At 68.6% G+C, this 24,144-nt stretch carries 20 protein-coding genes; 11 read left to right on the top strand and 9 right to left on the bottom strand.

The annotated features are described in order from the left end of the window. Nucleotides 1–82: 82 nt before the first annotated feature. The 9 genes from CLV77_RS05970 to CLV77_RS06010 all read left to right on the top strand — a co-directional run bounded on the left by CLV77_RS05970 (nucleotide 83) and on the right by CLV77_RS06010 (nucleotide 10,846). The gene (locus CLV77_RS05970; protein WP_076978828.1) at nucleotides 83–3,502 is read left to right on the top strand and encodes an indolepyruvate ferredoxin oxidoreductase family protein; all 3,420 of its coding nucleotides are present in this window, start codon (nucleotides 83–85) and stop codon (nucleotides 3,500–3,502) included. Between the two features lie 126 nt (nucleotides 3,503–3,628). After that, a complete protein-coding gene (locus CLV77_RS05975; RefSeq protein WP_076978827.1) occupies nucleotides 3,629–4,441 on the top strand; it encodes a glutamate racemase in 813 nt (270 codons plus the stop codon). Nucleotides 4,442–4,591: 150 nt separating this feature from the next. Next, complete coding sequence (gene argC / locus CLV77_RS05980; protein WP_076978826.1) at nucleotides 4,592–5,620, top strand: N-acetyl-gamma-glutamyl-phosphate reductase; 1,029 nt, start codon at nucleotides 4,592–4,594, stop codon at nucleotides 5,618–5,620. 9 nt (nucleotides 5,621–5,629) lie between these two features. Beyond that, nucleotides 5,630–6,088, top strand: coding sequence for a cytochrome c maturation protein CcmE (gene ccmE, locus CLV77_RS05985; protein WP_076978825.1), 459 nt, complete (start codon nucleotides 5,630–5,632; stop codon nucleotides 6,086–6,088). A 77-nt stretch (nucleotides 6,089–6,165) separates the two neighbouring features. Continuing rightward, complete coding sequence (locus CLV77_RS05990; protein WP_076978824.1) at nucleotides 6,166–6,777, top strand: holin-associated N-acetylmuramidase; 612 nt, start codon at nucleotides 6,166–6,168, stop codon at nucleotides 6,775–6,777. Continuing rightward, a complete protein-coding gene (locus tag CLV77_RS05995) occupies nucleotides 6,768–7,385 on the top strand; it encodes a holin family protein (protein WP_076978823.1) in 618 nt (205 codons plus the stop codon). Before CLV77_RS05990 ends, CLV77_RS05995 begins: the two co-directional genes overlap by 10 nt. Before the next feature lie 111 nt (nucleotides 7,386–7,496). Next, nucleotides 7,497–9,476 (top strand): heme lyase CcmF/NrfE family subunit, encoded by a 1,980-nt coding sequence (locus CLV77_RS06000; RefSeq protein WP_076980939.1) that lies wholly within the window; start codon nucleotides 7,497–7,499, stop codon nucleotides 9,474–9,476. Nucleotides 9,477–9,480: 4 nt separating this feature from the next. Next, on the top strand, nucleotides 9,481–9,939 hold the full coding sequence (locus CLV77_RS06005) for a cytochrome c-type biogenesis protein (RefSeq protein ID WP_076978822.1): 459 nt from the start codon (nucleotides 9,481–9,483) through the stop codon (nucleotides 9,937–9,939). Nucleotides 9,940–10,066: 127 nt separating this feature from the next. Beyond that, a complete protein-coding gene (locus tag CLV77_RS06010; RefSeq protein WP_076978821.1) occupies nucleotides 10,067–10,846 on the top strand; it encodes an enoyl-CoA hydratase-related protein in 780 nt (259 codons plus the stop codon). A gap of 17 nt (nucleotides 10,847–10,863) precedes the next feature. On the opposite strand, the gene CLV77_RS16700 is transcribed toward CLV77_RS06010, so the two are convergent. The 3 genes from CLV77_RS16700 to gltX form a co-directional block, all read right to left on the bottom strand. Beyond that, nucleotides 10,864–11,622, bottom strand: coding sequence for a hypothetical protein (locus tag CLV77_RS16700; RefSeq protein WP_076978820.1), 759 nt, complete (start codon nucleotides 11,620–11,622; stop codon nucleotides 10,864–10,866). A gap of 157 nt (nucleotides 11,623–11,779) precedes the next feature. Beyond that, nucleotides 11,780–13,075: a citrate synthase gene (gltA, locus tag CLV77_RS06020; protein ID WP_076978819.1), complete on the bottom strand. Its 1,296-nt coding sequence runs from the start codon at nucleotides 13,073–13,075 to the stop codon at nucleotides 11,780–11,782. Nucleotides 13,076–13,174: 99 nt separating this feature from the next. Next, nucleotides 13,175–14,578: a glutamate--tRNA ligase gene (gene gltX, locus CLV77_RS06025; RefSeq protein ID WP_076978818.1), complete on the bottom strand. Its 1,404-nt coding sequence runs from the start codon at nucleotides 14,576–14,578 to the stop codon at nucleotides 13,175–13,177. An 80-nt stretch (nucleotides 14,579–14,658) separates the two neighbouring features. Here gltX and CLV77_RS06030 point away from each other — a divergent pair, with 80 nt between their 5' ends. Next, nucleotides 14,659–16,776 (top strand): ComEC/Rec2 family competence protein, encoded by a 2,118-nt coding sequence (locus tag CLV77_RS06030; RefSeq protein ID WP_076978817.1) that lies wholly within the window; start codon nucleotides 14,659–14,661, stop codon nucleotides 16,774–16,776. A gap of 108 nt (nucleotides 16,777–16,884) precedes the next feature. On the opposite strand, the gene lexA is transcribed toward CLV77_RS06030, so the two are convergent. The 6 genes from lexA to CLV77_RS06060 all read right to left on the bottom strand — a co-directional run bounded on the left by lexA (nucleotide 16,885) and on the right by CLV77_RS06060 (nucleotide 21,838). Continuing rightward, the gene (gene lexA, locus CLV77_RS06035; RefSeq protein ID WP_076980938.1) at nucleotides 16,885–17,577 is read right to left on the bottom strand and encodes a transcriptional repressor LexA; all 693 of its coding nucleotides are present in this window, start codon (nucleotides 17,575–17,577) and stop codon (nucleotides 16,885–16,887) included. 140 nt (nucleotides 17,578–17,717) lie between these two features. Continuing rightward, nucleotides 17,718–18,932 carry a molybdopterin molybdotransferase MoeA gene (locus CLV77_RS06040; protein WP_076978816.1) on the bottom strand — a complete coding sequence of 405 codons (1,215 nt, stop codon included), beginning with the start codon at nucleotides 18,930–18,932 and terminating at the stop codon, nucleotides 17,718–17,720. Next, nucleotides 18,929–19,429 (bottom strand): cyclic pyranopterin monophosphate synthase MoaC, encoded by a 501-nt coding sequence (moaC, locus tag CLV77_RS06045; protein ID WP_076978815.1) that lies wholly within the window; start codon nucleotides 19,427–19,429, stop codon nucleotides 18,929–18,931. The genes CLV77_RS06040 and moaC overlap by 4 nt, the downstream gene beginning before the upstream one ends. Next, entirely contained in the window at nucleotides 19,429–20,244 is an 816-nt protein-coding gene (gene trpC, locus CLV77_RS06050; RefSeq protein WP_076978814.1) for an indole-3-glycerol phosphate synthase TrpC, read from the bottom strand. Before trpC ends, moaC begins: the two co-directional genes overlap by 1 nt. Further along, complete coding sequence (trpD, locus tag CLV77_RS06055) at nucleotides 20,241–21,260, bottom strand: anthranilate phosphoribosyltransferase (protein ID WP_076978813.1); 1,020 nt, start codon at nucleotides 21,258–21,260, stop codon at nucleotides 20,241–20,243. Before trpD ends, trpC begins: the two co-directional genes overlap by 4 nt. After that, nucleotides 21,257–21,838 carry an anthranilate synthase component II gene (locus tag CLV77_RS06060; protein ID WP_076978812.1) on the bottom strand — a complete coding sequence of 194 codons (582 nt, stop codon included), beginning with the start codon at nucleotides 21,836–21,838 and terminating at the stop codon, nucleotides 21,257–21,259. Before CLV77_RS06060 ends, trpD begins: the two co-directional genes overlap by 4 nt. Before the next feature lie 135 nt (nucleotides 21,839–21,973). Here CLV77_RS06060 and CLV77_RS06065 point away from each other — a divergent pair, with 135 nt between their 5' ends. Next, nucleotides 21,974–24,043: a divergent polysaccharide deacetylase family protein gene (locus CLV77_RS06065; RefSeq protein ID WP_076978811.1), complete on the top strand. Its 2,070-nt coding sequence runs from the start codon at nucleotides 21,974–21,976 to the stop codon at nucleotides 24,041–24,043. Nucleotides 24,044–24,144: the final 101 nt, after the last annotated feature.

The raw sequence follows: 24,144 nt of genomic DNA on the forward strand, positions 1-24,144 counted from the left end.
AAAAATCGAAAATTTGATTTGATAGGTCAGAAGTTTTGACCGAAAATGGTCACAAATGTCGCACCCAGGGGAGGGGAGTTCGATGACCATGCAAGACATCAGCCTCAGCGATCGCTACGACCTTGAGAAATCGCCCGTTCTGCTGAACGGAACCCAGGCGCTTGTGCGCCTGATGCTGATGCAGAAGGCCCGGGACCGGCAGGCAGGGCTGAACACCGCCGGGTATGTCACCGGATATCGCGGCTCGCCGCTGGGTGCGGTGGACTTGCAGATGGCGCGTGCGGGCAAGCTGCTTGAGGCCGCCGACGTGCGCTTCCAGCCCGGATTGAACGAAGACCTGGCCGCGACCGCCCTCTGGGGCAGCCAGCAGGCCGAGTTGCGCGGCGAGGGGCGCTACGACGGCGTGTTCGGCCTGTGGTACGGCAAGGGGCCGGGAGTGGACCGTTCCGGCGACGTGATGCGCCACGCCAACATGGCCGGCACCTCGCCCAACGGCGGCGTTCTGATGGCGATGGGCGACGATCACACCGGCGAAAGCTCGACCACGTTGCACCAATCCGAATGGGCGCTGGTCGATGCCTACATGCCGATCATGAACCCCGCCGGCGTGCAGGAGATCCTGGATTATGGCCTGTTCGGCTATGCGCTGTCGCGCTTCTCGGGGATGTGGGTCGGGCTGAAATGCATGAAGGACACGGTCGAGGCCACCTCGGTCGTGGATGGCGATCCCTTCCGCCTGCAATTCCGCACGCCCCAGTTCACCATGCCCGAAGGCGGGCTGAACATCCGCCTTGCCGACACGCCCGTCGCCCAGGAAGCGCGGATCATCGATTACAAGCGTTTCGCGGCCGAGGCTTTCGCCCGCGCCAACCGGATCGACAAGCGGGTTCTGGGCAAGCCCGGCGCCAAGATCGGCTTTGCCGCGGCCGGCAAGAACTGGCTGGATCTGGTGCATGCGCTGCAACTTCTGGGTATCGGCGAGGCCGAGGCCGAACGGCTGGGCGTGACCACCTACAAGATCGGCATGACCTGGCCGCTGGACGAGCAAAGCTTCAACGCCTGGGCCGACGGGCTGGACCTGATCGTGGTGGTCGAGGAGAAGCGCAAGCTGATCGAGGTTCAGGTCAAGGAGGCGATCTTCAACGACCGTCGCGGCCGCCGCGTTTACGGGTGGCGCAACGAGCGGGGCGAGGAGCTGTTTCCGGCCCGCTTCGCGCTGGACCCGGTGATGATTGCCGAGAAGATCGGCGCCATCCTGATCGAGGAGGGCAGGGCGACCGACCGGATGCGCGGCGCCCTCGCCAAGCTGGCAGAGGCGCGCAAGGCCGACAACGCCCCCGACGTGGCGGCGCGGCTGCCCTATTTCTGCTCGGGCTGCCCGCACAACAGCTCGACCCGGCTGCCCGAGGGGGCACGGGCCTACGCCGGGATCGGCTGTCACTACATGGTGCAGTGGATGGACCGCGAGACGGTCGGTTTCACCCAGATGGGCGGCGAGGGCGCGAATTGGATCGGCGAGGCGCCGTTCTCGACCCGCGAGCACGTTTTCCAGAACCTTGGTGACGGGACCTACAACCACTCGGGCCTGCAGGCGGTGCGGGCGGCGGTGGCCGCGGGCACGAACATCACCTTCAAGCTGCTCTACAACGACGCCGTTGCGATGACCGGCGGCCAGACCAACGACGGTGGCCTCGACGCCCACCGCATCATTGCCGAGTTGCGCGCCATGGGCGTCAGCCCCGTGGTCGTGGTCCATGACGAGAAAGAAGGCTTCGACACCTCGCGCCTGCCCTCGGATGTCACCGCCCGCCCGCGCGACGAGCTGATGACCGTGCAGGAAGAGTTGGGCCAGACCAAGGGCGTCTCGGCCTTGGTCTATGTCCAGACCTGCGCCGCCGAGAAGCGCCGCCGCCGCAAGCGCGGCACCTTCCCCGATCCCGACACCCGCGTCTTCATCAATCCCGAGGTTTGCGAGGGCTGTGGCGATTGCGGGGTGCAGTCGAACTGTGTCTCCATCGTCCCCGAGGAGACCGAGCTTGGCCGCAAGCGGGCCATCGACCAGAACTCGTGCAACAAGGATTACAGCTGTCTCAAGGGGTTCTGCCCCTCCTTCGTGACGGTCGAGGGAGCCAAGCTGAAGAAATCCGCCACCCGCAAGATCACCCGGCCCCACATGGACGAACCCGCGCTGCCGGCAATCGACGGCACCTGCAACGTGGTTATCACCGGCATCGGCGGCACCGGGGTCGTCACCGTCGGCGCGGTGCTGGCGATGGCCGCCCATCTAGACGGCAAGGGTGCGGGCATGATGGAAATGGCGGGTCTGGCCCAGAAGGGCGGTGCCGTGCACATCCACTGCCGCCTTGCGGAGAAGCCCCAGGACATCTCTGCCATCCGCGTCGCCATCGGCGAGGCCGACGTGCTGCTGGGCGGCGACCTGGTGGTCAGTGCCGGGTCCAAGACCCTGGGGCTGATGACCAAGGATCGCACGGCAGCGGTGGTCAACAGCCACGAGGTGATGACCGGCGATTTCGCCCGCAACCGCGAATTCCGCATTCCTTTCGAGCGGCTTGAGATGACGCTGGGCGCGCGGCTGGGCGACGGGCTGTCGATGTTCGACGCGACCGTGCTGGCGCGGGCGCTGCTGGGCGACTCGATCTATTCCAACATGCTGCTGCTGGGCGCGGCGTGGCAGCGGGGTCTGATCCCGCTCAGCCACGCGGCGATCACCCGGGCGATCACCCTCAACGGCACCGCCGTCGAGGGCAATGTCGAGGCGTTCGAATACGGCCGCTGGTGCGCGGTCGATCCCCAGGGCGCGGCCGGGTTGGCCGCCGACGCCTCGGGCCAGGCCGGCCCGCATCCCGTGCGCCGAAGCGGGGAGGAGGCGATCGCCTTCCGTGCCGGCCACCTGCGCGATTACCAATCGGCGCGTCTGGCCCGCCGCTACCGGGCGTTGGTGGCGCGTTTCGACGACCCCGATCTGCGCGATGCAGTGGCGCGGGGGTATCACAAGCTGCTGTCCTACAAGGATGAATACGAGGTGGCACGGCTGCATCTGGACACCGGGGCGCGCCTGCGGCGTGAATTCGACGGGGATCTGAAGCTGCGCTATCACCTGGCGCCGCCGCTGCTGTCGCGCCCCGGACCGGACGGGCGCCCGCGCAAGCGCGCTTTCGGGTCGTGGATGGGCACGGCATTCCGCCTGCTGGCCCCGTTCAAGCGCCTGCGCGGCACGCCCTTCGATCCCTTCGGCTACAGCGCAGAGCGGCGGATGGAACGCCAGCTGATCCGGCAGTACGAGCAGGACATGGACGAGGTCCTGTCCGGGCTGAGCCCCGAGAACCGCGACGCCGCCATCGCCCTGGCCGAACTGCCCCTGTCGATCCGGGGCTTCGGACCGGTCAAGGAAGAGGCCGCGCGGGTCGCCGCGCGCCGGCGTGACGAGATCCTCAAGGCCTTCCGCGATCCGGCGGCGCCGATGCGGGCCGCGGCCGAATAGGCCGCGCCCCGCGCACGGCCTCCCGGTGCCGGAGGGTGATGGACATCGGCCCCGGCTGCACTTATTCCGTTCAGGGAACCCCGCCCGTAACCCGCCCGTCGCGTGGCAGAAAATCCGAGTGAGCACATGGCCGTAGGTATCTTCGATTCGGGACTGGGCGGTCTGACCGTCCTCGACGCCGTCAGCCGGCGCCTGCCAGAGGTTCCTCTGGTCTACCTCGGCGACAGCGCCCACGCCCCCTACGGCGTGCGCGACGCCGATGATGTCTACAAGCTGACCTGCGACGCGACACAGAAGCTGTGGGACCGGGGGTGCGATCTGGTGATCCTGGCCTGCAACACTGCCTCGGCAGCCGCGCTGCGTCGGATGCAGGAAAGCTTCATTCCGCCGAACAAGCGCGTGCTGGGCGTCTTCGTGCCCCTGATCGAGGCTTTGACCGAGCGTCAGTGGGGCGACAATTCGCCCCCGCGCGAGGTGGGCGTGAAGCATGTCGCCCTCTTCGCCACCCCGGCCACCGTCTCTAGCCGCGCCTTCCAGCGGGAACTGGCCTTCCGCGCCATCGGCGTCGATGTCGAGGCTCAGCCCTGCGGCGGTCTGGTCGACGCGATCGAGGCCGGCGACCTGATGCTGGCCGAGGCGCTCGTGCGCTCCCACGTCGATGCGCTGAAACGCCGGATGCCCCATCCCGAGGCCGCGATCCTGGGCTGCACCCATTACCCGCTGATGGAACAGGTCTTCCAGGATGCGCTGGGGCCGGACGTGCGGGTCTTCAGCCAGGCCAACCTGGTCGCCGAAAGCCTGTCGGACTACCTTGAGCGGCACCCCCACCTACTGGGAAAAGGGGACGAGTCGGTCTTTCTGACAACCGGCGATCCGCGCCGCGTCAGCGATGGCGCGACCCAGTTCCTGCGCCGACAGATCACCTTCCAGCAGGCCTAGCCGCAGCGCCGGGGACCACAGGGGCCGCCGGGCGCGACCCGGCGTTCCGCCCGCAACCTTGCGGCATCGTGACCCGTCCCGCGCGGTGCAACGGTTGCGCGGGGGGCGGAACATGCTTAAATCCCCCACCGAAAGACAAAAGGGCTATTCATGAGTCACAAGATCGCCATTTTGGGTGCCAGCGGATACACCGGGGCCGAGCTTGTCCGCCTGATCGCGACCCACCCGGGAATGCAGATCGTGGCCCTCAGTGCCGACCGCAAGGCCGGCCAGAGCATGGGCGCCGTCTTCCCCCACCTGCGCCACCTGGACCTGCTCGAGCTTGTCACCATCGACCAGATCGATTTCGGCGGCGTGGACCTGGTATTCTGCGCCCTGCCGCACGCCACCAGCCAGGAGGTCATCCGCGAGCTGCCCAAGACGGTCAAGATCGTCGATCTGTCGGCCGACTTCCGTCTGCGTGACGCCGCCGCCTACGAGAAATGGTACGGCAAGCCCCACGCCGCCCCCGAGCAGCAGGCCGAGGCAGTCTATGGCCTGACCGAGTTCTACCGCGACGAGATCCGCGCCGCCCGCCTTGTGGCCGGCACCGGATGCAACGCGGCGACGGGGCAGTTTGCCCTGCGCCCGCTGATCGCCGCCGGGGTTATCGACCTGGACGAGATCGTCATCGACCTCAAGACCGGGGTGTCGGGTGCTGGTCGCTCGCTCAAGGAAAACCTGCTTCACGCCGAGTTGTCGGAAGGCACCCATGCCTATTCCGCCGGCGGCACCCATCGCCACCTGGCCGAGTTCGATCAGGAATTCTCGGCCGTGGCGGGGCGGCCCGTTCAGGTGCAGTTCACGCCGCATCTGCTGCCGGCCAACCGGGGGATCCTGGCCACGGTCTACGTGCGCGGATCTGCCGAGACGGTGCACGAGACCCTGCGCGCGGCCTATGCGGACGAGCCGTTCCTCGAGGTGCTTCCCTTTGGCGAACTGCCCTCGACCCGTCACGTGCGCGGCTCGAACTTCTGCCATTTGGGCGTGGTGGGGGACCGGATCGCCGGGCGCGCGGTTGTCGTCGCCGCCCTCGACAACCTGACCAAAGGCTCCTCGGGGCAGGCGTTGCAGAACGCCAACCTGATGCTGGGCAATGCCGAAACCGAGGGGCTGATGCTGGCCCCGGTGTTCCCGTAGGAGGACGTCATGCGTGGATTGAAAAAGAAGCGGCGGATCCAGATCATCGTGGTGGCCTTCGTGGCGCTGGCGATCTCGACCGCGCTGATCGGATACGCGATGCGCGACGGCATCAACTTCTTCCGCAGCCCCAGCCAGATCGCGGCCGAGCCGCCGACCGAGCGCGAGGTCTTCCGCATGGGCGGCCTGGTCGAGGAAGGCAGCCTGCGGCGCGGCGAAGGCAAGACCATCAGCTTCAGCGTCACCGACGGCGGCGCCACGATCCCTGTCACCTTCACCGGCGTCCTGCCCGACCTGTTTGGCGAGGGTGAGGGCATGATCGGCACCGGCCGTTACGTCAACGGCGTCTTCGAAGCCTCTGAGATTCTTGCCAAACATGACGAGACCTACATGCCGAAAGAGGTCGTGGACGCGCTGAAGGAACAGGGCGTCTACCAGGAGCCGGACGCCAAGGACTCCCGATCTTAACCGGCATTCCCCAGCCTGCGTCGCGGGATTGACGCGGGCGGGCGGCATGCGCGCGCCCCGCAAGAAGGGGGTGGCGAATGCAGACGGTTCGGCAGATCGCGGAAGAGATCGTGGCGCGGGAGGGTGGCTGGTCCGACGATCCGGATGATCCGGGCGGTGCCACCAACCACGGTGTGACCATCGGCACGCTTCGTGGACTTGGCCGGGACATCGACGGCAACGGGGTTGTCGACCGGGCCGACCTGCGCCGTCTCAGCCGGGCAGACGCGGTTGCGATCTTCATCGACCATTACTATCGCAAGCCGGGCATCGCGGGCCTTCCCGAACCGCTGCGCGCCAGTGTCTTCGACATGCAGGTCAACGCCGGTCGTCAGGCCGTGCGCCTGTTGCAGCGCCTATTGGACCGCATGGGTTTTGCCTGTGCCGTTGACGGGCGCATCGGCCCCCGGACCCGCGCGGCCGCCGCCGCTGCGATGCGCGCCGCCCCCGATCACCTGGCCGATGCCTACGGGATTGAGCGGCGCAACTACTATTACCGCCTGGGCGACCGGCGCCCCGCCTTGCGCAAGTTCGCCCGCAGGCGCGATGGCGGCAAGGGGGGCTGGATCCGCCGGGCAGAGGCGTTCATCGCCCCGCGCTATCACCTTGATGCCGCAGAACACGCACGGAGGGTGGCGGCATGGGCATGATCCAGACGGTCCTGGCGACGCTTTTCGGAAATGGCGGCAACGTGCTGCGCGAGACGGCCGAGGTTTTCCGCGAGAACGCGGAGGCCGGGGCAGGGCGCGCCTCTGCCCGGCACGGGCGGGCGCTGGAGGAGTTCGCGGCCGAGTTTGCGACCCGCGGCGGGGACGGGCGCGGGGGCTTTGACCGGTTCATGGACGGGCTGAACCGTCTGCCCCGCCCGGCGCTGGCGCTGGGGACGCTGGGCCTTCTGGTGGCCGCGATGGTCGACCCCGTGTGGTTCGCCGCAAGAATGCAGGGGCTGGCGCTGGTGCCCGAACCCATGTGGTGGCTTCTGGGGGCGATCGTCAGTTTCTACTTCGGTGCCCGCTATCAGTTGAAGGGGCAGGATTTCCAACGCTCGGTCGCGCGCACGCTGGCACTGACACCCCTGGTTCAGGCCAATCTGGCCCAGCTTCGGGATCAGGCGGACGCCGCGCCAGTTGCCCCCGCCCCGGTGCCCCTGAACGCGCCCAATGGGCAATCCAACAAGGGACAGGCAGCCCCGGCATCGGGAGCGGCATTCCATGACCGCAACGCGGCGCTGGAAGAGTGGCTGGCTGACCGAAATTGAGCCGCGTGGCGGGTTTTCCGGGGCGGTTCATCGAAACGTGATGAACCCTCCAGCGGGGGTGCGACCGATCAGGCATTGGCAGACATGCCAAAAACCGAATATCATCCCGCCATGATAGCAGAACTTGGACATTTCGCGCTCATTCTCGCCTTGATGGTGGCCGTGGCGCAGACAATCATCCCGCTGGTCGGGGCGCATAAGGGTTGGTCGGGCTGGATGGCGGTTGCCGAACCGGCGGCCACCCTTCAATTCCTGTTGACGGGGGGCGCCTTCGCGGCGCTGACCTATGCGTTCGTGACATCGGATTTCTCGCTGGCGCTCGTGACCGCCAACTCCCACACCGCCAAGCCGATGCTTTACAAGGTGACCGGCGTCTGGGGGAACCACGAAGGCTCCTTGCTGATGTGGGTGATGATCCTGTCGCTCTTCGGCGCGTCGGCGGCCTGGTTCGGACAGAACCTGCCGGCGACCCTGCGGGCGCGGGTGCTGGGGGTGCAGGCCTCGATCGGGGTGGCGTTCCTGGCGTTCATTCTGTTCACCTCGAACCCCTTTGCGCGGCTGGCCGTGCCCCCCCTGAACGGCGAGGATCTGAACCCGCTGCTCCAGGACCCGGGCCTCGCCTTCCACCCGCCGTTCCTTTACCTCGGCTACGTCGGGCTTTCGATGTCCTTTTCGTTCGCCGTCGCCGCCCTGATCGAAGGGCGCGTCGATGCGGCCTGGGCCCGCTGGGTGCGTCCCTGGACCCTTGCGGCATGGCTGTTCCTGACCATCGGCATCGCCCTCGGGTCCTGGTGGGCCTATTACGAGCTTGGCTGGGGCGGCTTCTGGTTCTGGGACCCGGTCGAGAATGCCAGCTTCATGCCCTGGCTGCTGGCCGCCGCGTTGCTGCACTCGGCCATCGTGGTCGAAAAGCGCGAGGCGCTGAAAAGCTGGACCATCCTGCTGGCGATCCTGGCCTTCGGCTTCTCGCTGATCGGCACCTTCATCGTGCGTTCGGGCGTTCTGACCTCGGTCCACGCCTTTGCGACCGACCCCGAGCGTGGCCTGTTCATCCTGATGATCCTGGGCGTCTTCATGATCGGGGCGCTGGTCCTTTACGCCATGCGCGCCAGCGCCATGGAGGCGCGCGGCGTCTTCTCGGTGGTCAGTCGCGAATCGATGCTGGTCCTCAATAACGTCCTGCTGGCCGTGGCGGCGCTGATCGTCTTTGTCGGCACCATCTGGCCGCTGGTCGCCGAGGCCTTCTTCGAGCGTAAGCTCAGCGTCGGCCCGCCGTTCTTCAACGCGTCGTTCACGCCCTTCATGGTGCTGCTGGCGATCGTCCTGCCGATCGGGGCGATCCTGCCCTGGAAACGCGGGCGGATCGGCAAGGCGCTGAAATCCCTGCGCTGGCCGCTGGCGCTGGCCGTGCTGGCCGGGGCGCTTCTGTGGGCCATGCAGACCGGCCGCTCGGCCTTCGGCCCCATCGGCATCTTCCTGGCGGTCTGGCTGATCACGGGGTCGGTCGTGGATCTTGGCCTGCGCTCGGGTCGCGGGGGGCTGGGCGACCGGTTCCAGCGGGTCCTGCGCCTGCCGCGCGCGGACTGGGGCAAGGCCGTGGCCCACGCAGGCCTGGGCCTGACCATCCTCGGCATCTCGGCCATGATGGCCTACGAGGTCGAGGATATCCGCGTCGCCCATGTCGGCGAGGGCTATGAGGTCAGCGGTTATACCATCACCCTCAACGGGGTGGAGGAGCTGCGCGGACCCAACTACCTGGCGACCCGTGCCGACCTGACCATCGAGCGGAACGGGGCCGAGGTTGCCCGGCTTTTCCCAGAAAAGCGCGTCTATCCGGTGGCGGGCATGCCTACCACCGAGGCGGCGATCGACCTGGGCGTGACCCGTGACCTCTATCTGGTCATCGGCGATGCGCAGGCCAACGGTGGCTGGGCGGTCCGGACCTACATCAAACCCTTCGCCAACTGGATCTGGCTGGGCGCGATCATCATGGGGCTGGGCGGCGTGCTGTCGCTGACCGACCGCCGCTATCGCATCGCGGCCGGCGCGCGCAAGACCCGCGCGACCCCTGTTCCCATGCCGGCGGAGTAGGCCCATGCTGAAGCGATTGATCCTGACCGTGATGCTGGTCCTCTTCACCCTGCCGCTGGCCGCGGTGGAGCCCGAGGAGGTCCTGTCGGACCCGGTACTGGAATCCCGCGCGCGGGAGCTTTCCAAGGGCCTGCGCTGCCTGGTCTGCCGCAACGAGTCGATTGACGAGTCGAACGCGGATCTGGCGCGGGACCTGCGCATCCTGGTGCGCGAGCGTCTGGTCGCCGGCGACAGCGACGAGGAGGTGATCGCCTACCTCGTGGATCGCTACGGGGAATACGTGCTGTTGAACCCGACCACCAAGGGCGCCAACCTGCTTTTGTGGATCGCGGCGCCCCTGGCGCTGTTTCTTGCATTGGCGGGCGCGCTTTACTACGTGATCCGGCGCAGCCGAGCCCCCACGGTCGATCAGACCCTCTCGGACGGGGAGAAGGCGCGGCTGGATCAGATCCTGAACGGATGATCCTCGGGGGCGCCACGCGCCCCTGACTTCGCGTCGCCCGGCCCCGGGGACGGCTTTGCGGCCTTCCCTCCGGCCGGGCTTTCGCTATCCTCGGGTGCGAAATCCAGTTTCGCCGGAGGGCCCCAGCTTGAATTATTCCACAATCCGCCTGAGCGACCGTGACGGTATCGCGGTCATCACCCTCAACCGTCCCGAGGTGATGAACGCCCTCAATGCCCAGATGCGCCTGGAGATCACCCATGCCGTGACCGAGGCGGGGCGTTCGGCGCGGGTGGTGGTGCTGACCGGCAAGGGCGATCGCGCTTTCTGCTCGGGCCAGGACCTGGCAGACCGGCGCGATGTCACCGACATCAACATGGAACGGACCCTGCGCGACGAATACGAGCCGATGCTGAAGGCGATCTACGATTGCCCGGTGCCGACGATCAGCGCCGTCAACGGCGTGGCGGCAGGGGCGGGGGCGAACCTGGCCCTGGCCGCCGACGTAGTGATCGCGACCGAAAGCGCCAGCTTCATCCAGGCCTTCACCCGCATCGGCTTGATCCCCGACGCGGGCGGCACCTATTGGCTGCCGCGCCAGATCGGGTTTGCCAAGGCCATGGGTGCCGCCCTGTTTGCCGACAAGATCAGCGCCCGGCAGGCCAGCGACTGGGGCATGATCTGGGAAGTGGTGGCCGATGCCGAGTTTGCCGACCACTGGTTCGGCCGTGCCGCCCATCTGGCCAATGGCCCGACCAAGGCCTATGGCGCGGTCAAGCAGGCCCTGCGCGCCAGCTACAACAACGACCTCGACACCCAGCTTGCGCTGGAGGCACAGCTTCAGGGCGAATGCGGCAAGTCCCGCGACTTCCGCGAAGGGGTGATCGCCTTCCTCGAGAAGCGTCCGCCCGCCTACGAAGGGCGCTGAGGCGCATTTCCCCGGGGCTATAGCGCGATCAGAAGCGCGCCGTAGCCCGCGACACCCAGCAGGAAGGGCGCAAGGCTGCTCTTGCGCTCTTCCGGCAGCTCCTCTTTCAGCACGTTCAGCACGACGCCCCCCGCCAAGAAGGCGAAAAGGCCGATCAGGGCCTCCTCGGGCAGATCGACGGCGACGCCCAGCAGCCAGCCGCCAAGCACCCCCAGCGACAGAACCCAGCGCCCCCGCGAACGGTAAAGCGCGGGGTAATCCTGGTTGAGGCCGAAATCGCTGGTCAGGAAATGCAGGCCCATCGCAACGAAGTAGAAACCCAGCGACAGCCAACCCCCTTCCTCCCGGTGCAGGAGAAGATAGCCGATCAGCAGGTTGTAGAGGGCGAAGGAGGTGATGTGGATCCAAAAGATCCGGTCGTCGCCGTGCTCCTCGCCATGCACGGAGCGGTCCCCGTTAGCGGACGCCTCGCCGGTTGCAGGGGCGGCCCGGCCCAGCTTGACCATCCGCTCCAGCGCGTAGAAGGCCGCAAGCCCCGCCAGCGCCAGCGCATAGACCACGATGCCCCGCCCGTCGCCACCCTCGGCGAGGGTCGCCTCATGCTCGGAGAGTTCGGGCAGAAGGTGCAGGAAGACATAGGCCACCGCCACCCCGCCCGCGAAGGACAGCCAGCGGCTTCGGGGCATGGCCTTGAAGAAGGTCAGGTAGGGGGTGGCGAGGTGCACGGCGGCGAAGGCCAGCGCGCAGACAAGGGCAGGGAGGGCGAGGGGTTCCATGCAGGCCCAATACCTGGGCGCGGGGCTGGTTCCCCGGACCCCGCCTCATTGAAACGGTCTGACGGCCGAGGTCATGCCCGGAAACACGACGGGCCGCCCCCTTGGCAGGGGCGGCCCGGTATCACTGTCCGAATGGGTCCCGAGGGGCCCACGGATGTCAGCGGTTTTCGATATCCACGTAGTCGCGGCGGGGCGCGCCGGTGTAAAGCTGGCGCGGGCGACCGATACGCTGCACCGGATCGTCGATCATCTCTTTCCACTGGGAAATCCAGCCGACGGTGCGGCTGAGCGCGAAGATCGGCGTGAACATCGAGGTCGGGAAACCCATCGCCTCGAGGATGATGCCCGAGTAGAAATCCACGTTCGGGAACAGCTTCTTGTCGGTGAAGTAGGGGTCCTGAAGCGCCTGTGCTTCCAGCTCCTTGGCGACCTGGAGGGTCGGGTTGTTCTCGAAGCCCAGCAGGTCCAGCACCTCGTCGGCGGACTGCTTCATCACCTTCGCGCGCGGGTCGAAGTTCTTGTAGACCCGGTGGCCGAAGCCCATCAGCCGGAAGGGATCGCTCTTGTCCTTGGCGCGGGCGATATACTCGGGGATGCGGTCAACTGTGCCGATCTCGCGCAGCATCTCGAGGCAGGCCTGGTTGGCGCCGCCGTGGGCGGGGCCCCAAAGACAGGCGATACCGGCCGCGATACAGGCGAAGGGGTTCGCCCCCGAGGAGCCGGCAAGCCGCACGGTCGAGGTCGAGGCGTTCTGCTCGTGGTCGGCGTGCAGGGTGAAGATCCGGTCCATGGCGCGGCTGAGGATCGGGTCGACGACGTAATCCTCGGCCGGCACGGCAAAGCACATGCGCAGGAAGTTCGACGCATAATCGAGGTCGTTGCGCGGGTAGACGAAGGGCTGACCGACCGAATACTTGAAGGCCATTGCGGCGATCGTCGGCAGCTTGGCGATCATGCGGATCGAAGCCACTTCGCGCTGCCACGGATCGCTGATGTCGGTGCTGTCATGGTAGAAGGCGGACATGGCGCCAACCACGCCGGTCATGATCGCCATAGGATGAGCATCGCGGCGGAAGCCACGGAAAAAGTTCATCATCTGCTCATGCAGCATGGTGTGGCGGTTCACGCGCGCTTCGAAATCCTCCAGCATCTCGACCGAGGGGAGTTCGCCGTAGAGCAGCAGATAGCAGACCTCGAGATAGTGGGACTTCTCGGCCAGCTGGTCGATGGGATAGCCCCGGTGGAGCAGCTCGCCCTTCTCGCCATCGATGAAGGTGATCGTCGACTCGCAGGAGGCGGTCGAGGTGAAGCCGGGATCGTAGGTGAAGACGTCGCCCTCGGCGTAGAGCTTGCGGATGTCGATGACATCGGGGCCCAGAGTGGGCGACATCATCGGCAACTCAAGGCGCGTGTCACCAAATTCAAGCGTCGCGTGTTTCTTCTGGTCTGCCATATCCGTCCCTTCCATGGTCGCCGGACCCCATGGGTCGCGGCGAGTGTGCGAGGGGCTTTGCGCCCCAACCTTTGGCTGAATGGCGTCGGCGGACCCTTGTCAGTCCACCGCGCCTCCAGCGGCCTCGTCGAGCCGAGCGACGGTTTCGTCGCGGCCCAGGACGAGCATCATGTCAAATACGCTCGGCGTGGCCGAGCGACCGGCAAGCGCGGCCCGCAGGGGCTGAGCGAGCTTTCCGAATTTGAGATCTCTGGCCTCTGCGAAGGCATTCAGATCTGCCTCGAGCGCCTCTCGCGTCCAATTAGCATTCTGCAGGTGCGGCGTCAATTCCGCCAGTATACTACGGGATACATCATCCAGCGCAGCGGCCGATTTCTCGTCCCGATCCAAAGGGCGTCTGGTCAGGATAAAATGAGCTTTCTCAAGTAGATCTGGAATTGTCTTCGCACGGGACTTCACGAAGTCCAGGGCGCGGAAAAGACCGTCGCGGCGCGGCTCGTCCAGGGACGGCGCGCCGGTTGCCGCAAGGAACTCCTCGATCTCTCTCAGCAGCGCAGCATTCTCCGTCGCCGCGATATGCTGACCGGACAGGTTTTCCAGCTTCTTGAAATCAAGCCGCGCGGGCGATTTGCCGATCCCGTCCAGCGAGAACCATTCGATCGCCTGCTCGGTGGTGAAGAATTCGTCGTCGCCATGGCTCCAGCCCAGCCGCGCGAGGTAGTTGCGCATCGCACTCGCCGGGTAGCCCATGTCGCGATACTCGGTCACCCCCAAGGCGCCGTGACGCTTGCTGAGCTTCTTGCCATCGGCCCCGTGGATCAGCGGGATATGCGCATAGACCGGCAGGTCCCAGCCCATGGCGTCGTAGATCAGCCGCTGGCGGGCGGCGTTGTTGAGGTGGTCGTCACCGCGGATCACGTGGGTCACGCCCATGTCCACGTCGTCGACCACCACGGCGAGCATGTAGGTCGGGCTGCCGTCCGAGCGCAGCAGGATCATGTCGTCCAGCGTATCGGCCTGCCACGTCACATTGCCCTGCACCTGATCGTCGATGCTGATCGTCCCTTCGCGGGGCGCGCGCAGACGCACCGAGTAGGGCGCGTCGGGGTGGCTTTCGGGCCCGGCGTCCCGCCAGGGGGAGCGGTAGAGGGTCGAGCGGCCCTCGGCGCGGGCTTCCTCGCGGAAGGCCTCGATCTCGTCCTGGGTGGCGAAGCACTTGTAGGCCGCGCCGCGTTCCAGCATCTGGCGCGCCACTTCGGCATGGCGGTCCCGGCGGGCCCATTGGCTGACCGCGTCATCGTCCCAGTCCAGCCCCAGCCAGCGTAGCCCTTCGAAGATCGCCTCGCTTGCCGCCTCGGTGGAGCGGGCCCTGTCCGTGTCCTCGATCCGCAGCAGAAACTGCCCCCCGTTGGCCCGGGCAAAGAGCCAGTTGAACAGCGCCGTGCGCGCCCCGCCGATGTGCAGGTAACCTGTGGGAGACGGGGCGAAGCGGGTGACGACCATGTAGGGTTAACTCTCCGGTAATGCAGCGGGGAATAGCGTTGAGCGATGTCTATTCAATGCGCTGTCGAAGGACAAGAGCGGTGCCGGTTCTCGCCACGATCAACGCGCTTGAGAAACAGCGCGGCCAGCTGTTCGCCTGGGCGCCTGTCTGGGTCGGCGCGGGTATCCTGACCTTCCTGTCTCTGGGGTGGGAACCCTCGGTCAAGGCGCTGATTCTGAATGCGTTGCTGGGGGTCGTGCTGTTGGCGGTCGGCCTGCGCCTTCTGCGGCACAGCCTGGTGGGGGTCCTTCCCGTCGCCCTGGCCTTGCTGGCCCTCGGCGGGTCACTGGCGGGGGCGCGGCTGCACCTGGTGGCGGGGCCTGTCCTGTCCTTTCGCTACTACGGGCCGGTCCAGGGGCGGGTGATCGCCATCGACCGCTCGGCCAGTGACAAGACGCGCCTTACCCTCGACCGGGTGATCCTGTCGCGGGTGGACCCCGGGCACACGCCGCGCCGGGTGCGGATCAGCCTGCACGGGGATCAGCGTTATCTGACGCCGTTACCGGGGCAGGTGGTGGCGATGACGGCCCACCTGTCGGCCCCCCAGGGCCCGACCGAACCCGGGGGCTTCGACTTCCGTCGCCACGCCTTCTTCCAGGGGTTGGGCGCGGTCGGCTATACCCGGGTGCCGGCCCTGCTGCTGGCCCGACCGCCGCCGGGACCGGCCCTGTGGCTGCACCGAACCCGCCACGCTTTGGCCGACCGCATCCGCGCGGCCCTGCCGGGACGGGTGGGCGGGTTCTCGGCCGCCATCGCCACGGGCGACCGCTCAAGCCTGGATGCCGACACGCTGACCGATCTGCGGCGCACCAACCTGGCGCATCTGTTGGCGATTTCGGGGTTGCACATGGGGCTGGTGACGGGGCTGGTGCTGGGCGCAGTGCGGCTGGCGCTGGCGCTGGTGCCGCGAATCGCCCTCTACCACCCGGCGCGCAAGATCGCGGCGGTGGCGGCCCTGTTGGTGGCGGCGGGCTATTTGGCGCTGTCGGGGGCCAATGTGGCGACACAGCGGGCCTTCGTGATGGTGGCCGTGATGCTTGTGGCGCTGATCCTGGACCGGCGCGCGATCAGCCTGCGGGCGGTCGCGCTGGCAGCGCTCATCGTGATGGTTTTGCGCCCCGAAAGTGTCGCGGGCCCGGGTTTCCAGATGTCCTTCGCGGCGACGACGGCGCTGGTCACGGTCTTTGCCTGGCTCAGGGACCGGCGGCGCGGGATGCCGCCCGGCGGGCGAGTGCCCCGGTTCTTGGCCCCGGTCGCGGCGCTGGCGCTGTCATCGCTGATCGCGGGGCTGGCGACCGCGCCTATCGCGGCGGCGCATTTCAACATGGTGTCGCGCTTCGGCTACCCGGCCAACCTGGTGTCGGTCCCGGTGATGGGGATCCTGGTGATGCCCGGCGGCATCCTGGCGGTGCTGGGAATGCCGCTGGGGCTGGAGGGGGCGGGCCTGGCGTTGATGCGGCTGGGCGTGGGCTGGATCCTGCGGGTGGCCGGGACGGTCTCGGCCTGGCCTGATGCGGTCAGCCACCTGCCCACGCCGCCCGCCGCGACACTGGGCGTCGTGGTGGTGGGCGGTCTGCTGCTGTGCCTGCTGCGCGGCGGGCTGCGGCTTGTTGGGCTGCCGGTTCTGCTGGCCGGAGGGCTTTCCTGGGCAGGGGAGGAGAGGCCCGCGCTGCTGATCTCGGAAAGCGGGGGGCTCGTGGGGGTGATGGCTGAGGGAGGGCGCGTCCTCAGCCGCGCGCGCGGCGAAGGGTTCGTGGCCCGCACGTGGCTGGAGAATGACGGCGACGGACGGGTTCAGGCCGCCGCCGTGGCCGACCCGCCGGGGCGCGTGCCTCGGTTGGGTGGCGATGGCCCGCGGGTGGTTCACCTGCGCGGCAAGAAGGGCGAGGCGCGGCTGGACGAGGCCTGTCGCACGGCCGATCTGGTCATCTGGGACGGGTTCCTTGGAAGGCAGGAGGCGCCGGCCCGGCCGCCGGGATGCCGGTTGCTGGCGGCAGGGGACTTGCGCCGGCTGGGGGCAGTGGCGGGGCACATCAAGGACGGCCGCCTTCAGCTGACCGGGGCGCGGGAGGTCACGGGCCCGCGGCTTTGGACCCGGGATGGCATAGCGAGGGGGCGAAGCAAGGCGCAGCTGGGAAGGACGTCAGAAGGGCGGTAGCTCGGAAGGTGCAGAAGGGGCAAGGGCCGTGCGGCGCCCTCCAAACAAGGGGCACTGAAGGGCGATGCCAAACGGGGCGCCCAGCAGGGCGCCCTTCCGGCGTTCAGTTCAGTAGGAGCGGATCAGGCCCACCAGCCGGCCCTGAACCTTGACGCGATCCGCCGGCAGGACCCGGGTCTCGTAGGCCGGGTTCGCGGCCTCCAGCGCGATCATCCCGCCCTTGCGTCGCAGGCGCTTCAGCGTCGCTTCCTGGCCGTCGACCAGCGCCACCACGATGTCGCCGTTGTCGGCGGAGTTCTGGTCGCGGATCACGACGATGTCGCCATCGTTGATCCCGGCCTCGATCATCGAGTCGCCCTTGACCTCAAGCGCGTAATGGTTGCCCGCGTTCGACACCATCGAGCCGGGAACGGCGACGTTGTGGGACACCTCCGAAATGGCCTCGATCGGGGTGCCGGCGGCGATGCGGCCCATCACCGGCAGCTCCATCGCGTGGATGCTGCTGATGGCCATGGCGCCAGCGGGGGGATCGCGGCGGTCGCCCTCGATCACCCGTGGCTCGAACCCGGCGGGCTGGCCGCCGATGGCATCGGGAAGCTTGACGATCTCGATCGCGCGGGCGCGGTGGGCGAGGCGGCGGATGAAGCCACGCTCTTCCAGCGCGGTGATCAGACGGTGGATCCCCGACTTGGAGCGCAGGTCGAGCGCCTCCTTCATCTCGTCAAACGACGGGGGCACCCCGTCACTGTTCAACCTGTCGTTGATGAAACTCAGCAATTCCAGCTGTTTGCGCGTCAGCATCGCCACCTCCGTCAGCGGGGACATTCCGGGCACGCGGGCCGCGACCGTTCATCCCGTTGCCGCCCGTCGATGCGGGCGTTCCGACGAAGTTCTACTCCTGTTCCTGTTTTGTGTCAACGCCTAGGGGGGCAAAGCCCGCCTCAGTCGTGAAGGCGCTGCACGATCACGGGCACCCGCTCGCCGATCCCTCGTGCCGTGTCGCCGACGGGCCGCACGATCAGCGCGTCCGAGGCTGCCAGCACCGACAGAAGGCTGCTGTCCTGCCGGTCCAGCGCCGCCACCCCGCTGCCATCCTCGTCCAGGCGGGCGCGCATGTAATGCGCGCGCCGGCCATTGGCCTCCAGCGGGGCCGAGAGGGGGACCATCCGCGTCGGCATGGGCCCGGCCGGCAGGCCCTGCATCGCGCGGACCATGGGCACCAGAAAGACCAGGCCGCAGACCATGGACGAGACGGGATTGCCGGGCAGGCCGATCATCGCAGCGCCGTCCAGACGGCCCGCCATCAGCGGTTTGCCCGGGCGCATGGCGACCTTGTAGAAGGCCTGGTCGAGGCCGCGTTCCCCCGCGACCCCGGCCACCAGATCGTGGTCGCCGACCGAGGCGCCGCCGATGGTGACCACCAGATCGGCCCCGCGCGCCAGCTCGAACGCCTGTTCCAGCGAGGCGCGGTCATCGCGGGCGATGGGAAGCATCCGGGCGCGCGCGCCTTGGGCTTCCAGCATGGCCTTGAGGCCGAAACTGTTGGAGGCGATAATCTGGTCAGGCGAAGGATCCTCGCCGGGCATCACCAGCTCGTCGCCGGTGGCGATCAGGGCCACGTCGGGGCGGCGGAACACCTCGACCCGGGGCTGGTTCATGGCCGCGATCAGGGCCAGGTCGGCCGGGCGCAGGCGCCGGGGCGCGGGGATCGTGGCGCCGATGTCGAAGTCACCCCCGGCAGGGCGCACATAACGGGCGGTGTCGAACCCGTCGCGCAGGGTGATGGAGACGGTCGCATCATCCCCGCGGCCACCCTCGGTGCGATCCACATCCTCCTGGATCAGCACCCGGTCGGCGCCACGGGGCAGGGGCGCGCCGGTGAAGATGCGCACCGCCTGACCGGGCTCCAAGGCGCCGTCGAACCCGTGGCCCGCGGCGGCCTCTCCGATCACCCGGAACCGGGCGCCGGCGGCAACCTCGTCCTGGCGCACGGCGTATCCGTCCATGGCCGAGGCGGCAAAAGGGGGCTGGGCCCGGCGGGCGACCACGGGGGAGGCCAGCACGCGGCCGGCGGCCTCTGCCAGATCGACGGTTTCGGTGGGCAGGGGGGCGGCAAGGGCCAGGACGGCGGCCAGCGCCTCGTCGACCGAGATCATTCGGCGTCGGGGGCCGCGAAGCCGGAGGCGGTGAAACGGCCCGACTTGCCGCCATCCTTGCTGAGCAGGCGGACGTTCTCGATCACCATGGTCTTCTCGACGGCCTTGACCATGTCGTAAAGGGTCAGCCCCGCGACCGAGACCGCCGTCAGCGCCTCCATCTCCACGCCGGTCTGGCCGGTGGTGCGGACAGTAGCGGTGATGCGGACGCCCGGCAGGTCGCTGTCGGGAACCAGCTCGACCGCGACCTTCGTGATTGCCAGAGGGTGGCAGAGGGGGATGAGGTCGCTGGTGCGCTTGGCCCCCATGATCCCGGCCAGCCGGGCCACCGCCAGGACATCGCCCTTCTTGGCGCGGCCCTCGGTGATGATGGCGAGTGTCTCGGGGCTCATGCGGACGGCCCCCTCGGCAACGGCGGTGCGGTCGGTGGCCTCCTTGTCCGAGACATCGACCATGTGGGCATCGCCCTTGGTGTCGAAATGCGTCAGCCCCGACATCACATGCCCCCCATCGCCGAGGTGGCGGGGCGCAGGATCTCGCGGGTGGCGGCGGCGACGTCGGCCTTGCGCATCAGCGCCTCGCCGATCAGGAAGATGCGCGCGCCGTTCATCGCCATGTCGGCCAGGTCGTCACTGGTCGACATGCCGCTTTCGGAAACGATCAGGCGATCCTCGGGCACCAGCTTGGCCAGGCGGCGGGTGACATCGAGGTCGGTGACGAAGCTGCGCAGGTCGCGGTTGTTGATGCCGATCAGGGGGGATTTCAGCAGCGCCGCGCGCTCCAGCTCCTCGGCGTCGTGAACCTCGATCAGCACGTCCATGCCCCAGGTGGTTGCGGTCTCTTCCAGGGCCGCAGCCTCGGCGTCGGTGACGGCGGCCATGATGATCAGGATGCAATCGGCGCCCATGGCGCGGGATTCGACCACCTGGTAGGGATCGAATAGAAAATCCTTGCGCAGAACCGGAAGCGAGACGGCGGCGCGCGCCTCAACCAGGTATTCGGGCGCGCCCTGGAACGAGGGGCCGTCGGTCAGCACCGAAAGGCAGGTGGCGCCGCCTTCCTCGTAGGCCTTTGCCAGCAGCGCGGGATCGAAATCGGCGCGGATCAGGCCCTTCGAGGGGCTCGCCTTCTTGATCTCGGCGATCAGACCGTAGCCCGTGCGCGAGGCGGCCTGAAGCGCCTCGGTGAAGGGGCGGACGGTGTCGGCCTCGCGGGCGCGCTGCTCCATGCCGGAAAGGTCGCATTCGGCCTTGGCCTCGGCGACCTCCCGCAGCTTGTAGGACTTGATCTGGCTCAGGATGTTGTCGCTCATTGCGTCCCCTTGGTGATTGATGCCAGCGCCGCGACCTTGTCCCGGGCCGCGCCGCTGTCGATGCTTTCGGCGGCCATGGCGGCGCCCTCGGGCAATGTATCGGTCTTGCCGGCCACGACCAGCGCGGCCGCTGCGTTCAGCAGCACCGCGTCGCGATAGGCCGAGGGTTCGCCGCCCAGAAGCGCGCGGAAGGCGCGGGCGTTGTCGGCCGGCGCGCCACCCAGGATATCCTCGAACGGATGGCGCGGCAGGCCGGCGTCCTCGGGGGCGACCTCGAATTCGGATATGGCGCCATCTTCCAGCGCGGCAACCCGCGACGGGGCCGAGATCGCCAGCTCGTCGGTACCGTCGCCGCCGTGGACCAGCCAGGCGCGGGTGCTTCCCAGCTCGCGCAGGGTCTCGGCCATGGGCCGGATCAGCGCGGGCGAAAAGGCCCCCGTAAGCTGCCGGTCGACCCCGGCCGGGTTGGTCAGCGGCCCGAGGATGTTGAAGATCGTGCGCGTGCCCAGCTCGGTCCGGGTCGGCATGACATGGCGGATCGCCGGGTGGTGCATCGGCGCCATCATGAAGCCGATGCCACATTCCTTCAGCGCCCGCTCCACGACCTCGGGGCCGACCATCACGTCGATGCCCATTTCGGTCAGCGCGTCGGCAGCGCCCGATTTCGACGACAGGTTTCGGTTGCCGTGCTTGGCCACCGGAACCCCGGCGCCGGCCACCACGAAGGCGGTCGCGGTCGAGATGTTCAGCGTGCCCTTGCCGTCGCCCCCGGTGCCGACGATATCCATCGCCCCCTCGGGGGCGCGGACCTTGTTGCACTTGGCGCGCATCACGGCGGCGGCGGCGGCGTATTCTTCCACCGTCTCGCCCCGGGTGCGCAGCGCCATCAGGAAGCCGCCGATCTGGCTGGGCGTGGCCTCACCCTCAAACAGCGCCTCGAAGGCGGCCTCGGCCTGCTGACGGCTCAGCGGCCCGTCAGCGGCCGCGCCGATCAGCTCTCGCATGATGTCGCTCATGCCGCCACCTTCGCCATCCGCAGGAAGTTCCGCAAAAGCTCATGCCCTGCGTCCGAGGCGATGCTTTCGGGGTGGAACTGCACGCCGTGGATCGGATGCTCGCGGTGCTGCAGGCCCATGATCGTGCCGTCCTCCAGCCAGGCGGTGACCTCCAGCGCGTCGGGCAGGGTGTCGCGATCCACCACCAGCGAGTGGTAGCGGGTGGATTCCAGCGGATCGGGCAGGCCGGCAAAGACGCTCTTGCCTGCGTGACGGACCTGGGCCGTCTTGCCGTGGACGATCTCGTGATGGCGCGAAACGGTGCCGCCGAAAGCCTCTCCGATGGTCTGGTGCCCCAGGCATACGCCCAGCAGTGGCACCCCCTCGCGGGCCGCGGCGCGGGTCAGATCCAGGCAGATCCCGGCGCGGGCGGGATCGCAGGGACCGGGCGACAGAACGATGGCCGAAGGCGCCAGCGCAAGGGCCTCCTCGGCGCTCAGCGCATCGTTGCGGCGCACATCCACCTCGGCTCCCAACTCGCCCAGATAATGGACGAGATTGTAGGTGAAGCTGTCGTAATTGTCGATCAGTAGGAGCATGTTGGATAGTGTCCGACAGGGGGTGTAACGGGGCTGATTGTCGGGCTATACATGCTCAGAGCGGCGCGTCGGGGTCAAGGCCGGGCTGACGCGCCTTTCGGGCAAATACACAAAGTCATTGCAGGGCGAGCGATCATGGGCAGAGGGTTTCTTTCCGGTGTGTTCTGGAGCGGGCTGCTTCTGATCGCAGGGCTCGGCACCGCATCGCTGCTGGGCCCGCCGCCGCGCGGCCCCCAGCCCATTGTCGACAGCGCCGCCCCGCAGGCCGCCCCACAGGCCGCCCGCCCCGGCGATGTGGCAGCCGCCCGTCCCGGCGCCCAGGGCACCCCCGACAGCCCCGCGCGCCAGGGTGCCGGCCGCGTGCCCGGCACCGCCCCCCGCAACGAACCGCCCCTTCCCGGCGATCTGGGCCGGCTGCAGGACAGCGCCGCGGCTCCCGCCCGCCCCGGCGCGGTGACGGAGGCGCCTGCCGGCACCATCGCCACCGGACAGGAGCCCGCGACCGGCACCGGCCTTGCCCGCCTTGGAAGCGACGCGCCCGCGCTGCCCGACGATGCGGCCCAGCCCCCCGCGACCCCCGGCGCCGACAGCTTGCCCCAGGTCGAAAAGACCTTGGGCCGCCCCGTCACCGCCGAGGTCGACGCCGAGGGGCCGGGGCAACTGGCCATCAGCGAAGGCGCCGGGGCAGGTGCCCCCGCCACACCCCTGGCAGGGCGCGGTGAAGGCGCGGGCACGGACGCGCCCGACCTGCCGCGCGGCCCCGATACGCTGGCGGCCGCCCCCGCGTCGCCCGCAGGTCCCGTGGTCGAAGGCAGCGCCGCCGCGCCCCGCACCGCCCAAGGCGCGCAAGCCCTTGATGCGGCGGGCCTTGGCGATGCCGACCGCCCCGCGACCCCGCGCCGGGCCGATCCCACCGCGCCCGTCGTCGCAGGGGCAGGGGCCGAGTCTATGGCCCAACCGCCCCGCGATAGCGCCCCCGGCCCGGTTCCGTCGCCCGGCCGACCGGAAAGCGCGCCCGCCGATGACAGCACCGATCCCGAGGGTCTCACCACCCCGGACCGCCTCGCCGCCGCTCGGCCGGCCCCGCCCGCCGGCGTGACGGCGGAATACGCGCCCCTCGAAGGGCCTCGACCCCTGGCTCGCCCCGAAACCGTTCCCGACACGGCCGCTGACGATCTGGACGTCACCGCCCGGCTCGACCCCGATGCGGCGGCAACCGAAGACCTGAACCAGGAAGACACCCGGATCCCTGCGGCACCCGCCGAGGCCACGACCGATACCCCCCGGTCCGAGCGTGCCGTCACCCCCCGCGCCACCACACCGCGCATCATCCGGCCACGCGGCGAGAACCGCCCGCTCCTCCAGGGCGAGGCCCGCGCTGCCGCCGAGGCCGCAAGCACCCCCGACGACGCTGCGTCCGAGAAGGCCGCCCGAAGTGCCGCGCTCAACGCCGACCGGGCGCGCGAACTGCCGGGGCTTGCCGTGCCCACCCCCGACGACAGCCGCTCCCAGGATCTGCCCCCCGTGGAACGTTTCGCGGTCCGGCACAGCGACACGGCCGGTCGGCCGCTGATGTCCGTGGTTCTCATCGACCTGCCGGGCCAAGGGCTGACACCGGCTCAGCTCTCGGCGCTGACCTTCCCGGTCACCTTCGCCATCGATCCGTCGCGCGAGGATGCCGCCCGCGTCGCCGCCGCCTACCGCGCCGCCGGGCACGAGGTGCTGATGCTGGCCCAGGGCCTGGCCCGCGCCGGCGGCCCCGACGCGGCGCCCGGACTTATCGACAAATATGCCAGCCGCCTCCCCGAGGCCGTGGGCCTCATGGATGTCCAGGCCGGCGGCATCCAGGCCGACCGCGCCCTCCAAGCGCGCGTCATCGACGAACTGGCGCGCCGCGGCTACGGCTTCCTGCTCTACGACCGGGGCCTCAACAGCGCCGCCGCCGCCGCCCGCCGCGAGGGCGTGCCCACCGGGTTGATCTTCCGCATGCTCGACGGCGGGCAGGAGCGGGCCGAGGTCATCCGCCGCTACCTCGATCGGGCCGCCTTCAAGGCCGGCAAGGACGGCAGCGTCGTGATGGTGGGCCACACCTATCCCGAGACGGTTCAGGGGCTGGTGTCCTGGGCGCTTGACGGGCGCGCCGCCGCGCTGTCCCTGGCCCCCGTGACCGCGATCATGTTCCAGGGCGACGGCGAACGGGGCTGAGCCACCAGCCCGCCCCACGAAAAAGGGCCGGACCACACCCGGCCCGGCCCCTTCCATTCATTGTCGCGAAAATATCCCCGCCGGAGGCGTCCCGCCCCCGG

Source organism: Brevirhabdus pacifica (genome assembly GCF_002797755.1).
In the GTDB taxonomy this organism is placed as follows: domain Bacteria; phylum Pseudomonadota; class Alphaproteobacteria; order Rhodobacterales; family Rhodobacteraceae; genus Brevirhabdus; species Brevirhabdus pacifica.

Excerpts from the sequence above, each read along its gene's own strand:
- CLV77_RS05970 (WP_076978828.1), top strand. The coding sequence starts at position 83 with ATGACCATGCAAGACATCAGCCTCAGCGATCGCTACGACCTTGAGAAA.
- CLV77_RS05975 (WP_076978827.1), top strand. The coding sequence starts at position 3,629 with ATGGCCGTAGGTATCTTCGATTCGGGACTGGGCGGTCTGACCGTCCTC.
- argC (WP_076978826.1), top strand. The coding sequence starts at position 4,592 with ATGAGTCACAAGATCGCCATTTTGGGTGCCAGCGGATACACCGGGGCC.
- ccmE (WP_076978825.1), top strand. The coding sequence starts at position 5,630 with ATGCGTGGATTGAAAAAGAAGCGGCGGATCCAGATCATCGTGGTGGCC.
- CLV77_RS05990 (WP_076978824.1), top strand. The coding sequence starts at position 6,166 with ATGCAGACGGTTCGGCAGATCGCGGAAGAGATCGTGGCGCGGGAGGGT.
- CLV77_RS05995 (WP_076978823.1), top strand. The coding sequence starts at position 6,768 with ATGGGCATGATCCAGACGGTCCTGGCGACGCTTTTCGGAAATGGCGGC.
- CLV77_RS06000 (WP_076980939.1), top strand. The coding sequence starts at position 7,497 with ATGATAGCAGAACTTGGACATTTCGCGCTCATTCTCGCCTTGATGGTG.
- CLV77_RS06005 (WP_076978822.1), top strand. The coding sequence starts at position 9,481 with ATGCTGAAGCGATTGATCCTGACCGTGATGCTGGTCCTCTTCACCCTG.
- CLV77_RS16700 (WP_076978820.1), bottom strand. The coding sequence starts at position 11,622 with ATGGAACCCCTCGCCCTCCCTGCCCTTGTCTGCGCGCTGGCCTTCGCC.
- gltA (WP_076978819.1), bottom strand. The coding sequence starts at position 13,075 with ATGGCAGACCAGAAGAAACACGCGACGCTTGAATTTGGTGACACGCGC.
- gltX (WP_076978818.1), bottom strand. The coding sequence starts at position 14,578 with ATGGTCGTCACCCGCTTCGCCCCGTCTCCCACAGGTTACCTGCACATC.
- lexA (WP_076980938.1), bottom strand. The coding sequence starts at position 17,577 with ATGCTGACGCGCAAACAGCTGGAATTGCTGAGTTTCATCAACGACAGG.
- CLV77_RS06040 (WP_076978816.1), bottom strand. The coding sequence starts at position 18,932 with ATGATCTCGGTCGACGAGGCGCTGGCCGCCGTCCTGGCCCTTGCCGCC.
- moaC (WP_076978815.1), bottom strand. The coding sequence starts at position 19,429 with ATGTCGGGGCTGACGCATTTCGACACCAAGGGCGATGCCCACATGGTC.
- trpC (WP_076978814.1), bottom strand. The coding sequence starts at position 20,244 with ATGAGCGACAACATCCTGAGCCAGATCAAGTCCTACAAGCTGCGGGAG.
- trpD (WP_076978813.1), bottom strand. The coding sequence starts at position 21,260 with ATGAGCGACATCATGCGAGAGCTGATCGGCGCGGCCGCTGACGGGCCG.
- CLV77_RS06060 (WP_076978812.1), bottom strand. The coding sequence starts at position 21,838 with ATGCTCCTACTGATCGACAATTACGACAGCTTCACCTACAATCTCGTC.
- CLV77_RS06065 (WP_076978811.1), top strand. The coding sequence starts at position 21,974 with ATGGGCAGAGGGTTTCTTTCCGGTGTGTTCTGGAGCGGGCTGCTTCTG.